Below are 12,627 nucleotides of genomic sequence, written 5' to 3' on the forward strand. Positions count from 1 at the left end.
TTATTCAACAGAGGCCACCCCCTGCAACATAGAAGGCATGGCATTTTCCTGATTTTCCTGTCGGGCAACGAATACTGGCTCCACAGCCTCTTCCGGCCAAAGCAAGGGATCCACCGACGAACCGCCGCCCCACAGACGCTGAGCCATCTGTCCGTCCAGCGCGGCCCCGCAACGCCATGAGACAGCCGAAAGCCGGCGATAGAAGCTGCCGTTGATCTGCGTGCACTCTATCAAGGCCCTGCGAAAGCGCGAGAGCATATCCTGATCAGGAATGGCCTGATGGGCCCGAAACCAGAAATCCCGCATCTTGCCCTGAAAGGTCAAGCCTTCCAGGTCATACAAGGCATTGCCGCAGACCTTGACAGGGGCACCATGACCCAAAGCCGAAAGACCGGTCGTGCTATTGACCAGCACCACCCCCTTGGCATTCTTGAGCAACGATGGCAGATGCTGGTCATGGATATATAAGACCTTGCCCTGCAAACCATGGCGCCTTGCCAACAGGCTGATGATATTGGCGTAGTTCCGGTGCCCCCGGTCCATGGGGTGGTGCTTGAACACCACCACGTCATCCGCAATCGACTTTCCACCTTCGGGCACACCGTTCATGCGCTCCAGCGCCTGTGCCCTGGAAAATGAATGCAAAACGTGATTGATGAAATCCGTCACGAAATCATAGTTCGAGTGAACCACGATCTGGGCATCGTTATATACCTGCAGCGGAGCCAGGAAGAATTTCTTGCGCAAATCGCCGAGCAGCCGCTCTTCGATTTCCTTTTCCGTGCGGCGATACCAGAATTTACGCAGATAGCTCAGCCACCACCAAGGCGCATCCCTCACGGTCATGCTTCTGTGATGCAGGGAGTTATTCCAGAACCACTGCCCCAGCCAGGCAGCAAAGAAATACAGCATGCCCCATATAGCCGAATGCCAGAATGAGTTCCCGACCTTCTTCCATGACTCCGTCATCGGTCCATTCGGATGAGAAGGCTGTGGCGCAGTCTCTTGCTGCGCCCTCTGCTTAAGCCATATGGCCAGTCTCTTTTCAAAATGAGAATGCCCGTTGACGCCCATGGGCTCAAAAGTGATGTGGTCAGGCCGCAGATAGCCTTCTTCAAACACGCCTAAGGCACAACCCAGACGCTCCGTCATGGAGCGCACGCACGCATGCACAGGCCGGCAATCGCCGAACAGCAGCACCGCGTCAATCCGGTGTCTGATGATGAAGGCCTCCAGAGCCTCGGGCCACTGTGCCAACTCCCCCTCCCCCGCTGTCAGAATAGTTGGAACCTCTACAGATGTTAGAGTTTGAATATCCAACCTGGGGCAGAGAGAAGGTTCCCATGAAGTATTCCCCCGAGCGGCGCGAAGCCATCTTGGCCAAGCTGGAAGCGCCGTATAACCGTACCGTCAATGATCTGGCTGGCGAGGAAGGTATCTCAGCTGCCACGATATACAACTGGCGAAAGCAAGCCCGTAGCACGGGCCGATTGCTTCCAAACGCCTCCCCCACCACGGAAGGCTGGACCTCGGCGCAGAAGTTCAATGCGGTACTGGAAACCGCTGCGTTGACCGAAGAAGAGCTGTCCGAGTACTGCCGTCGCCGTGGTCTATATCCTGAGCAGATTCGTCGCTGGCGCGCCAGTTGTGAACAGGCCAATGATCGGTCTGACCAAGCCGCCGCACGGCAATCAGAAGCGACCAAGGCCGAGCGCAAACGCATACGGGAGCTAGAGCGGGAGTTGCGTCGCAAGGACGCCGCCTTGGCTGAAACGGCAGCATTGCTGGCGCTGCGAAAAAAAGTCCAGGCGATCTGGGGGGACGAGGAAAAATGACCAATGCCACAGATCGCCGTCGGATTGTAGAGTTGGTCAACCAAGCCAGAGCGGCCGGTGCGCGCCTGCGTCATGCCTGTGGCGAGCTGGGAATCGGGCAGAACACCTACCGGCGTTGGTCGGCAGGTGGTGAAGACCAGCGGCCTCACGCGACACGGCCAAGGCCGGCTCATGCCCTGACGCACAAAGAACGCCAGGCGGTGCTGGATGTCTGCCACCGACCGCAGTTTGCCAGCTTGCCTCCGGCGCAGATTGTTGCGCGGCTGCTGGATGATGAGCAACGGTATCTTGCCTCGGAGTCGACCTTCTATCGCATCCTGCATGCGGCGGGAGAACAGCGCCGTCGTGGTCGCCAAGCCGCGCCCCAGCGCAAGGGCCCGCCACGGCGCCATCGTGCCGACCACGCCAACGCCGTGTGGAGCTGGGATGTGACTTATCTGCCGACCCGGGTTCGCGGCCAGTTCTTTTATCTGTACCTGATCGTCGACATCTACAGCCGCAAGATCGTGGGCCACGAAGTCTTTGAAGCCGAGAACATGGCCAACAGCGCGCAGGTCGTTCAACGAGCGGTACTGCGTGAGCAATGTGGTCACCGGCCGCTGGTCCTGCACGGCGATAACGGCTCGGCGATGAAGGGTTCGACCATCCATGCCAAGCTTGAAGAACTCGGCGTCACACCGTCGCACAGCCGTGCCCGCGTCTCGAACGATAACGCCTACTCTGAATCCTTGTTCCGTACCTGCAAATACCATCCCGCCTTCCCTGTGGCTGGCTTTGCCGACCTGACCGACGCCCGCAAGTGGGTGGGGCAATTCGTGTATTGGTACAACGAACAGCATCGCCATAGCGAGATCCGTTACGTCACGCCCGCTCAGCGCCACGCCGGCCAGGATCACGCCATTCTTGCCCGGCGCCATGCCCTTTATCAGATCGCTCGCGCTCAGCATCCTGCACGCTGGTCGGGCAATACTCGAAACTGGCAACCCGTAGGCAGCGTTTGGCTGAATCCAGAGAAGGAAACGACCGTTATCCATGTGCATAGTGAACTAGAAGCAGCATGACTCATGTTCCAACTACATTGACAGACGCCGCCCTTAAACGAATGGGCCTTGCGGGGATAGAACAGCCAATCCCCCGCATTGAAGTTGAACTTGAAAACAGTCGCCCCCACCGAGCGCAAGTCCTTGGCCAGGTTCCAGAAAAAAGGCCCTACCGGGCCTTGCAGCAACAAAACACGTTTAGACGCAAATCCACTCTTGTTCTTCATGCGTTAGGAACTGCAGGCTGTCAGGCCGCTTGGTATCTTTATGGAGGCGTCATGAAGCATGACCTCCCTATTCTAGGGGGTTTCACCGAGAGAAACCTCTGCACATCACTGCACGTTGACAACAAATCGATGAAAAATAATTGCAAAAAAAGGTAAGTATCACCAATCCGACAAAATCGACTGCAGCAATACCCTGGATTTACGCCATTGCCGCCTCAACCAGCCGGACTTCAGGCCCTGCAAACTGCCCGACTGCTCCAGGGCAGTACGTTGCTCAAGCAAACGCCTGAGCACCGCTTCGCAACTCGTGTAGCCTCTGAGCACCGGATCCCAGTACAAGGGGTAGTACAGCAGCGCCCCGGCAACCAGCTCATCCAGAGACAGCGAGCGGCTGCGGCGCGGCACGGGCAGACAGTCCTGCGTGAGGCCCCAACCAGCGTAGAACGGCCGCCCGTGCACCACCACTTGCTTGTTGCGCAGCAAGGCATCAAAGCCGGTCAGCGAGGTCATGGTCACCACCACATCGCAGGCCTCAATACAGCTCACCACCGAAGCACCTTGCTCCATGTGGTCGGCATACAGCAAAGCCTGAGCCGGCTCGACACGCCCCTTGCGATTGCCGCTGCTCACATCAGGGTGCGGCTTGAAGACAATGAAAGCATCGGGGAATGCAGAGCGTGCGGCCTGGAGCAGACCCAGATTCGTGCAAACACCCTTGGGATCGCAGCCAAAGCGAATGGAAGCATCGTCCTCTACCTGACCCGGCACCAGCACCACTTGCCGACCTTCCTTCGGACGGTCCTTGTGGAACCAGTCCACCGGGCAATTGGGCTCCAGGTTGTACTTGGTGATGCCGTGCTCGACGATGAAGGCGCGCACATTGCGCGCACGCTCCAGGTCCTGCACCATGAATGTCCGGGTATTGAGCAGCTCCTCCAGCTCCGAAGGCTGACCCGGGTCGAAATAGATGCCCTTGGCATCCAGCACAAAGGACTGCGGCGGGATCAGGTCGGAGCCCAGCCCCACGGAGCGCACAAAGCCGTCCTCCATGCGAAGCAGGCGCACGCCTGATTCATCAGCCAACTCCTGCACACCCTTTGGCGGCACCCGGCCCCAGCAGACCAGGCAATCGTCTCCAGCAGGCCGCAAAGCCCTGGCTGCAGCGGCATTCTTGACAAAGACCACCTTGCCGGGATGCAGCGACAGCATGGCCTTCACGTTCGCCGCCTTCCAGCGCCGAAAGCCCACCACAATCATGCGCCCATCAAAGCGCTGGGCCACTTGGCGCTGACGCTCCAGCCAGTCCAGCACATCCAGTACATTGCCGCGCTGCCGGGTCTCAGGGTTCAGATAGCGGCTGTAATGCGTATAGCCGGCTGCAAACAATTCGTCCACCGAGCGCCTGCGGCCAACCCGGCGCACCATGGCCGGATGCTGCGGCTGGCGATCATCCGTCACGCCCCAGCCCGAATACCAGGGCACACCAAAACAGATGACGGGCTTGTCGGCAAGCAAGGCTTCAAAGCCCATGGTCGAGCTGACCACATAGACCTTGTCCATCTGAGCAATCAGACTCATCGGGTTGACGGCGTCGCGCAGTACCACTGTGCGTGCGTCGGGCTGCACGCCCGTCAGATAGCCACCCTTGCGGCCCGATGTCACTTCGGGGTGGGTCTTGACATAGATAGTGGCCTGCGGATTCTCGGCCTGTGCGGCTGCCAGCATGGCTTCAAACGTAGCGGCATCCGCCCCACCCTTGGCCACACTCATATCTCCAGCCGTCTGGTCCACTACCAGAACCCGCTGAACATCATCGACGCGCAACACGCCTGCGGGCAGATCCGGTGCATGGTTGTATTTGCTGAGGCCCGCTGAAAGCAGCTTCTCGCGGGCCTGCCGCGCCAGCGTGGCATCTGGCGTCAATACATCAGCATCATTGCAAAGCAAGCGCTCCAACGCACTGGGCCGCGTGCAGTCGTAGTAGATGCCTTCTTCATCGACCACCAACGACAGCGGCGGGAAATGCTCGCCTGTGCCAAAGGAGCGTAGAAAGCCATCCTCCAGTGCCACATAAGGCAGCCCGTGCTTGCTTGCATAAGCTATGGCCTTGCGTGTGCTGGGGCGCAGGCCCCACCCAGCCACAGCATCCACATCCAAACGGAGCCAGGAAGACAGGCGCGAAACATCAGCTCCCGCCAGCCTATCAAGGAAAGGGATTCTGCCAATACCCTTCGAGAGAACCCCGAACCTCATATCAAACTGCCGGAGAGGTTTCGCCCTTCAGGCCATAGATCTGAAGCACGCCCGTCACTTGACCTCCGCCATTCTTCACAATCAGAGCGCCCACCTCTTTTTCCTTCATGAAGGCTTCGGCTTCCGCAAAACGAACCTCTTCACCAATCGTCAGGGGGTTCGATGACATCATCTGCTGAGCGCTCAAAAGCTTTACATCATCCTGAGCACCGAATGCCCTGCGCAGGTCGCCATCGGTGATGATGCCTTGCAGCACTTCGCCATCCATCACCAAGGTCAGCCCCATACGGCCATAGGTGATAGAGGTCACCACATCGCGAAACGATGCCTCGGGTGAACATACAGGCAATGGCCCTTTTTGCATGACATCGCACACACGCGTCAGCAAACGGCGCCCCAGGCTGCCGCCGGGATGGAAGCGCGCAAAATCCTCAGGCTGGAAATCGCGCTTTACTGTCAAGGCCACCGCCAGGGCATCGCCCATCGCCAGCGTATTGGTGGTGGAGCTGGTAGGAGCCAGATTGTTTTTGCAAGCTTCACGCTCAACCCCAACATCAAGCACGACGTGCGAATGTCGTGCCAGTGTGGACTCCATCTTGCCGGTCAGTGCAATGATCCTGTTCTTCTGATGCTGCAGGAACGGGAGAATGCGCAGCACTTCTTCCGTCTCACCAGAGTTGGAAATCAGCAGTGCCACATCGATAGGCTTGATCATGCCCAGGTCGCCGTGGAATGCTTCACCCGGATGCACAAAGAAGGCTGGCGTTCCAGTGGACGCCAACGTGGCAGCAATCTTCTGTCCAATGATGCCGGACTTGCCCATGCCCACCACCACCACGCGCCCCTGCATGGCCAACACCATCTCCACCGCTTCGTTGAAGCGGCCATCGATACGCGAGCGCATGCGACGCAGTGCCTCGATCTCTATGTCCAGAGTCTCTTGTGCAATGGCCAATGCATCGCCTGCAGTATCGTTTTTCACCTGCATATCCATTTGTCTATTCTCCTTTGTGTGTCATTGCGCCATGGCAGACATGACGCCTGCGTAGCCTTCGGCAGAACCGATCACGTTTTGCTTGCCCTGTGCTGCCAGAATGGCATCCGCCAGTTCACGGAAGGCGCCCTGCCCACCCGGCGTCTGCAACACGCCGCTTGCTGCCTGGCGCACGTAAACAGGGGCATCAGGTACGGCAAAGCTCAGGCCGCAAGCAGCAAATGCCGGCAAATCAATGCTGTCGTCACCAATACAGACTGTTTGTGCAGCCTGCACTCCAGCCAGGGACATCAGTTCACGACAAGCAACGGCCTTGTCCTTGACGCCCAGCATGCACAGAGTCAAGCCCAGATCGGCAACACGCTTGCGCAGCGTGGCCGAGTCACGACCGGAGAGCACGGCCACACGTACACCGCTTTCTTCCAGCAGCTTCATACCCAGACCATCTCGCACGTGAAAGCGCTTCAGGCACTCACCAGTAGCGTCATAAAACAGCCCGCCATCGGTCAACACCCCATCCACATCGGTAATCACCAAGCGAACATCTGCCAGCGTCGGCTGCGACACCGGCACACGCCCTTCCAGCAAGGCACGCACGCGCTCCAGACACTCGGGCGTATCGACACCAGGCCCGGTAGGCTCCACCGCATAGGCGCGAATCTTCAGACCAGCGGCCATGAGGCGCAACTGCTCGAGCTTTTCAGCTTTCTCTGTCATGGGCTGTGGCAAGCCGGAATAGCGTTCCAATACCTCACGACGATAGGCATAGACGCCCACATGCTTGAGATAAGTGGCTTCCTGCGCATCACGTGGATAGGGAATGGGAGAGCGGCTGAAATACAGCGCGTCGCCGTTATCCGCCAAAACTACCTTCACCGTATTCGGGTTCAGTGCTTCCTGCCCCTCGATCGAATGGCAGAGCGTTCCCACTGCCACGCTGGCATCAGCCAGCATGCCATCCACCAGTCGCTGTACATCCTCGGGGCGTACCAGCGGTTCATCGCCCTGCAAATTGACATAGATGTCTGCGGGGATCTGAGCCATCACCTCAGCCAGGCGGTCCGTTCCGGACGGATGATCCTCAGAGGTCATCACCCAGCGACCGCCAAATGCCTGCACGGCTTGCGCCACACGATCATCATCGGTTGCCACCAGCACGGCCTGTACACCTGCAACCTGGCAAGCGCGCTCGTACACATGCTGAATCATGGGTTTGCCCGCAATATCAGCCAGAGGCTTTCCGGGCAAGCGGGTGGAGCCATAGCGGGCTGGAATAACAATAGCTACTGCTGTACCTATGCCAGCACCGCCCCTGGAATAAGCGTCCGAAGTGGGCTCCGTCAGAGCATGTTGCATATTCAATAAATATAAAAACAATAGCTACTACCGCCTATCAGACAAGCGATAGCAGCTATTTTTATAAAAAAATCAGCGAAAGCCGCGATACATCGCGGTTCAGTCAATCTCCAGCGGCTCGAATGACTTCACCAGGTCATCCACTGCCTTCACTTGGGCCAGGAAGGGCTCCAACTTGTCCAGCGGCAGTGCGCTGGGGCCATCGCACTTGGCCTGGTTCGGATCGGGGTGAGCCTCCAGGAACAAGCCAGCAAGCCCTGTTGCCATGCCTGCACGGGCCAGATCCACAATCTGCTGACGGCGTCCGCCCGATGCGCCTGCGTTAGGGTCGCGCTGCTGCAGCGCATGCGTCACGTCAAAGATGATGGGCAGATCACCCGTCACCTTCTTCATCACGCCAAAGCCCAGCATGTCCACCACCAGGTTGTCGTAGCCAAAGCATGTACCACGGTCGCACAGCATGAGCTGATCGTTGCCGGCTTCCTTGAATTTCTCCACGATATTGAGCACCTGAGAAGGGCTCAGGAACTGCGGCTTCTTGATATTGATGGGCTTGCCTGTCTTGGCCAAGGCCACCACCAAATCAGTCTGGCGGGCCAGAAAGGCCGGCAGCTGCAATACATCCACGACCTCAGCCACAGGCGCCGCCTGCCAGGGTTCATGCACATCGGTAATCACCGGAACGCCGAACTCTTTTTTTACCGCTTCAAAAATCCTTAAACCCTCTTCAAGTCCTGGGCCGCGATAAGAATGAATAGAGGAGCGATTGGCTTTGTCGAAGCTAGCTTTAAAAACATAAGGAATATCCAATTTTGCTGTGACTTCCACGTAGTGCGCAGCGCACCTCAAGGCAAAATCCAAATCCTCAAGTACATTGATGCCGCCAAAAAGTACAAATTTTGACGAATTAGAGAGAGGTGATTTTTCAAACTTCATAATTAAACAAACTCTTTATACAAACGCACTGCATTCAGTAACATGGCCTTCTGGCGCTCTGGCCGATCGTCATGCAAAGGCAGCATCGAGAGAAATAGCAGCACAACCAGGGGCATGGCCTCTCGGACTGGCACACCGTCGATAAAAGGAACGTCCAAGAACACTTTCTGCACAGCTGCCAGTCGCTGATCAATCTCGAATCGAATGCAGTCATAGCCATCTGCATCCGAATCAATCGCATAGCGACCCGCAATGATGAAGTCGTATAAACCAATCACCGAATGTGCCAACTTGGCCAAGTCGTACTTCTGATCCCCATGAATCGAGAAGTCCCCTTTGAAATTAAGGCCTCGCGGATCAATGACTTTCAGACGCTCCGAACGTGAGTCGAACAAGATATTGCTAAAGCACAAATCCCCATGGAGAATGGAAGGAGCCACGGGCATACTCAGTGCACGCCTCACGCAATCCTGCACGATCTGAGCCGCCGTCAACGGTTTCCCTTGATGCCTGGCAATCACAGCCTCACGAGAAAATCCGGTTTCCTGCTCGTACTTGCGCAACCTGGCAATAGTCTTTTCTTCGTAGAGCGATACAGCATCGCGCAGCACATCTTCATGCGCGCAAGACTCAAGCTGACAAGCTTGGCGAGCATCCGCAAAAAACTTTTTTAGCAAGGCAAACTTCTGCACCCAGAAGTCAACGGAATTGCGACCGTGCACGAACAGCTCGTTCAGCGGTAAATAGGGCAGATACTCCAATGCATAAAAATGCCCACCATCAGGCAGTGCTCCAGCATCCAGAAGATGGGGGGTGTATTTTTTGACCGCCAATGGAACGGTCTTGAACCATCGCTCTTCTGCTTCGATTTTTTCTGGTGGAATGCCAGTCTTGTACAGCACGCCCTCACTGATCTTTAAGGCATTGAACGAACGCTGAGTGGTAATTTGGGAGCGCGAGGAGAAATAGGTATTCACATGCCCAAGATCGAACCAGTCTTCGCAAGATACTGCAGTCAAGGATAGCGCCTGGCCATACAGTCTTACGGCCTTCACAAAATTACCTCGGCTCAGCGCCAAAGCTCGTAAAAACTCCCGCTGGCTGGAAAATGCGAAAAAACCGGACCATACCAGAGCATCGACCGCCTGGCCTTCCCCTGATGATTCAACCTCCCAGTCATAATCCCCTCTCGAGTGCCCCACTGCAACGGTATCCAGCTTATCGGGCATATCCAGAATCAGCGTATCGCCATGCAGCAAGCGCAGTCCATGCTCGCCATTGGCAGCAATATTGAGCACATAGATCAAGGCCTCGGCCAAAGAAAAGCCATCCGGTACAGCAACCAACTCAACCTGCAGCGTTTCCAGCAAATCACGCTCGTCAAGCGTCAACTCATAGCTGGAAGGTAAAGACACAACAATGCGCTCGCCCTCAAAGCGCCGCAGGACGCGCACCTGATGCTGCAGCAGCTTTTGATTTCCCAATGGCAGCAAGCAAGGAGGAATTGCTCCTAACTCATTCCGGAACTCCGGCACCACGTAAGCGGCAGAGTTGATGACGATCATCTCTTGATCCCCACTAGCTTCCGAATATCCTCCACTGACAACTGCACAAACTCGTCAGGCCGCAAAGCTCGATCATCCACGTAGAAACCATCGGTTCCACACCAAGGCTTTCCCGTATAGATCTCGTCATACGGCACTTTGTGCTTATCCAGCCAGCCGACAATAATCGGCAGTGTATTAGCATTGATCTTGCCAACATTGCCTTCATACGTGCGCATATTGCGGCTCGTACTGATCACGATCTCAAATCCCTGTGCCTTGAATTCGCGCATGCGCTCGATAACATCCGGCTTGGGTATGGAGTTTGCATAGTCGCCATTCACAGTGGAGCAAATGGTCTCATCCAGATCCATGACAATTCTCTTCATACCAGAGCCTTTTTCTTCAACAGTGCTTCGTACTCGTCCGGGGTGCCACAGAAATCGATCTGCTCTGGGCCGATTACCTCATACTTGACTATACCTCCGGCATCGATCAACCGGTTGTATAACGGAGCGATATAAAACTCACCCTTCACCTGCTCATTGGCTGCGATGGCTTGCTCAAAAATACTGCGAAACTGCAACTGACTCCTGAAATAGTACAGTCCATCGCTGCACAAATCAGAAATTCTCTCTTTTTCTGTCGTCCGAATTACCGACTGCTCAGGACCGGGCTCGACAAACGACCAATGCTCCCCTTCTCCACGAAAAACCTCCAAGTATCCATCACATTCATTGATAAACGCAGGTTTTTTATAACCATACCGAATAGTATCAATATTAAATATCGTCACTGGAAAATCTTCAGAAAATTCCTTCAAAGATATATATGCGGTTTCAGCTTGACCTCGTGTTTCTTTCCCCAAGCAAAAAATCCGATAATTCTTTATACCCAATCTATCAGCTGCATTAACAACAAATTTTTGCGAAAAATCATCTTGGCGGATAACAAAAACAAAAATCTCACTTTCAAAATAATTCTCAAATGTTCTAATTGCCCATTCAAACATGCTGCACCCATCTATTGGAAGAGCATATTTAGGCACTTGAAATCCAGCTTTAAAAAATCTGCTACTCAAGCCAGCCATTGTAATTAATATCATAAGATTAATAAATAAAATGAGATTTATATTTCAAATAATTAATTTACACAACACCAAATTACTTCAAGAGAACATGAAATAACTCTTTAACACTATCTTGATTTGGTGCGACTTTCATAGCTTTTTCAATATAAAATTTTGCATCATCCTTACGATCAAGGTACATTAGATTTCTCGATAGTTCACGCAAGATAACCCAGTCCTTTGGGCGATATAAGTATGCGCTCAAATAATTTCTAACTGCCTCTGAGAATTTACCCAATCTTGAGGCGCAACGTCCTGCTCCTGCATATGAGAACGCAGAAAGAGGATCTTTTTTTACTGCCAAATAGTAATAGTCTAGCGCAGCTCCAATAGACCCTTTACGCTCATGCCCATAAGCAACTATTTGCAAAGGCTCGCAAGAATCAAAATTTATAGCAGAAATACCATTAGCTCTAATTTTCTTCATCTTAATTTCAGAGCTAATTTCATTCCTTATAGACGAAAACACATGATGGTTATCAGAAATACATTCTTCAAAAATATTAACCAAGTCATCCAGAGAATATTTCGAATAAGGAATGATTGAAGGCATTTGAATCTTGTGAACTCGAACACCTTCTTTTACAAGATGATGATAAAGCAAGAATCCTGATGTCAGCCGAACCCCATCCCCCCAATAATCACTCAAAGATGGCCATATATTTGAATATTTACGCATTACCTCCTGCGTGCCGAAAGCAAATTGGTCATCCACATGCGTTTCCAAAGGAGTTGATCTAACAATCAAACCATCATCACCTACCTTCTTATACTCCCCTATTACGTCGATCTTTTCCTTTAAATCAAAATCAGCCCTAACCCTTAAAACATAATCATATTCACCATCAAGAAGCTCATTGCATTTCCATATTTTATAAAACATTGGAAGGCAAAAAATATCTCGAGGATTCGATTTCAACAATGCCAAAGGGTAGGTCACGCCAAACAAGCTAGGCTCAGATATATAATCCTCCTTATCTGGCTCGATGTCGAATACCTTTGATTCTATGCCTTCAAAATCGCACTCAGAAGCAGTACCGCACTCATTTATCTTACTAAAGAACTTAGGAAATTTCTGTTGAAAATCAGCAAGATTTATTTGATGATTTTTATGAGGCGCATCAAAAAAATAATGGTGATATACACTTGGTACGATTCTATCGAGAGCTGACGTTTGCCCTTTATTCTCCCAAACACTAAAATAGAAATCAGGATTAACAGGTAAGCATAAATTTTCAATGCTTTTAAGCAAAGACCCTGAAAAATCTCTTACTTGTCCCGAAACACAAACTGCAACACGCATTTTTCTACTC

The 12,627-nt window shown here is 53.6% G+C and carries 9 protein-coding genes and 1 pseudogene; 1 reads left to right on the forward strand and 9 read right to left on the reverse strand.

What is annotated here, in order from left to right:
* A complete protein-coding gene (locus tag MPZ60_RS14775; protein ID WP_242882049.1) occupies positions 1-1,257 on the reverse strand; it encodes a capsule biosynthesis protein in 1,257 nt (418 codons plus the stop codon).
* An 86-nt stretch (positions 1,258-1,343) separates the two neighbouring features.
* On the opposite strand from MPZ60_RS14775, the pseudogene MPZ60_RS14780 reads away from it, so the two are divergent.
* A pseudogene (locus tag MPZ60_RS14780) lies at positions 1,344-2,896 on the forward strand (IS3 family transposase).
* A 365-nt stretch (positions 2,897-3,261) separates the two neighbouring features.
* Here the strand turns inward: MPZ60_RS14780 and MPZ60_RS14790 are convergent.
* The 8 genes from MPZ60_RS14790 to MPZ60_RS14825 form a co-directional block, all read right to left on the reverse strand.
* Positions 3,262-5,244, reverse strand: coding sequence for a capsular polysaccharide biosynthesis protein (locus MPZ60_RS14790; RefSeq protein ID WP_242882048.1), 1,983 nt, complete (start codon positions 5,242-5,244; stop codon positions 3,262-3,264).
* Positions 5,245-5,356: 112 nt separating this feature from the next.
* On the reverse strand, positions 5,357-6,343 hold the full coding sequence (locus MPZ60_RS14795) for an SIS domain-containing protein (RefSeq protein ID WP_122974749.1): 987 nt from the start codon (positions 6,341-6,343) through the stop codon (positions 5,357-5,359).
* Positions 6,344-6,370: 27 nt separating this feature from the next.
* Positions 6,371-7,705 carry a 3-deoxy-manno-octulosonate cytidylyltransferase gene (kdsB, locus tag MPZ60_RS14800; RefSeq protein ID WP_080746232.1) on the reverse strand — a complete coding sequence of 445 codons (1,335 nt, stop codon included), beginning with the start codon at positions 7,703-7,705 and terminating at the stop codon, positions 6,371-6,373.
* Positions 7,706-7,804: 99 nt separating this feature from the next.
* Complete coding sequence (gene kdsA / locus MPZ60_RS14805) at positions 7,805-8,641, reverse strand: 3-deoxy-8-phosphooctulonate synthase (RefSeq protein ID WP_034358170.1); 837 nt, start codon at positions 8,639-8,641, stop codon at positions 7,805-7,807.
* Between the two features lie 2 nt (positions 8,642-8,643).
* Positions 8,644-10,206 (reverse strand): phosphotransferase, encoded by a 1,563-nt coding sequence (locus MPZ60_RS14810; RefSeq protein WP_034358171.1) that lies wholly within the window; start codon positions 10,204-10,206, stop codon positions 8,644-8,646.
* Positions 10,203-10,559: a capsular biosynthesis protein gene (locus MPZ60_RS14815; RefSeq protein ID WP_242607128.1), complete on the reverse strand. Its 357-nt coding sequence runs from the start codon at positions 10,557-10,559 to the stop codon at positions 10,203-10,205. The genes MPZ60_RS14810 and MPZ60_RS14815 overlap by 4 nt, the downstream gene beginning before the upstream one ends.
* 11 nt (positions 10,560-10,570) lie before the next feature.
* Complete coding sequence (locus MPZ60_RS14820; protein ID WP_242608134.1) at positions 10,571-11,275, reverse strand: glycosyltransferase family 2 protein; 705 nt, start codon at positions 11,273-11,275, stop codon at positions 10,571-10,573.
* A gap of 73 nt (positions 11,276-11,348) precedes the next feature.
* Positions 11,349-12,617 (reverse strand): tetratricopeptide repeat protein, encoded by a 1,269-nt coding sequence (locus MPZ60_RS14825; protein ID WP_131324713.1) that lies wholly within the window; start codon positions 12,615-12,617, stop codon positions 11,349-11,351.
* Positions 12,618-12,627 lie beyond the last annotated feature (10 nt).

This window comes from Comamonas sp. 7D-2, assembly GCF_022749555.1.
Lineage (GTDB): Bacteria > Pseudomonadota > Gammaproteobacteria > Burkholderiales > Burkholderiaceae_C > Comamonas > Comamonas thiooxydans.

Bases quoted from the DNA above. Each gene is read 5' to 3' on its own strand.
- MPZ60_RS14795 (WP_122974749.1), bottom strand. From the start codon at position 6,343: ATGCAGGTGAAAAACGATACTGCAGGCGATGCATTGGCCATTGCACAA.
- MPZ60_RS14825 (WP_131324713.1), bottom strand. From the start codon at position 12,617: ATGCGTGTTGCAGTTTGTGTTTCGGGACAAGTAAGAGATTTTTCAGGG.
- kdsA (WP_034358170.1), bottom strand. From the start codon at position 8,641: ATGAAGTTTGAAAAATCACCTCTCTCTAATTCGTCAAAATTTGTACTT.
- MPZ60_RS14815 (WP_242607128.1), bottom strand. From the start codon at position 10,559: ATGGATCTGGATGAGACCATTTGCTCCACTGTGAATGGCGACTATGCA.
- kdsB (WP_080746232.1), bottom strand. From the start codon at position 7,705: ATGCAACATGCTCTGACGGAGCCCACTTCGGACGCTTATTCCAGGGGC.
- MPZ60_RS14810 (WP_034358171.1), bottom strand. From the start codon at position 10,206: ATGATCGTCATCAACTCTGCCGCTTACGTGGTGCCGGAGTTCCGGAAT.
- MPZ60_RS14820 (WP_242608134.1), bottom strand. From the start codon at position 11,275: ATGGCTGGCTTGAGTAGCAGATTTTTTAAAGCTGGATTTCAAGTGCCT.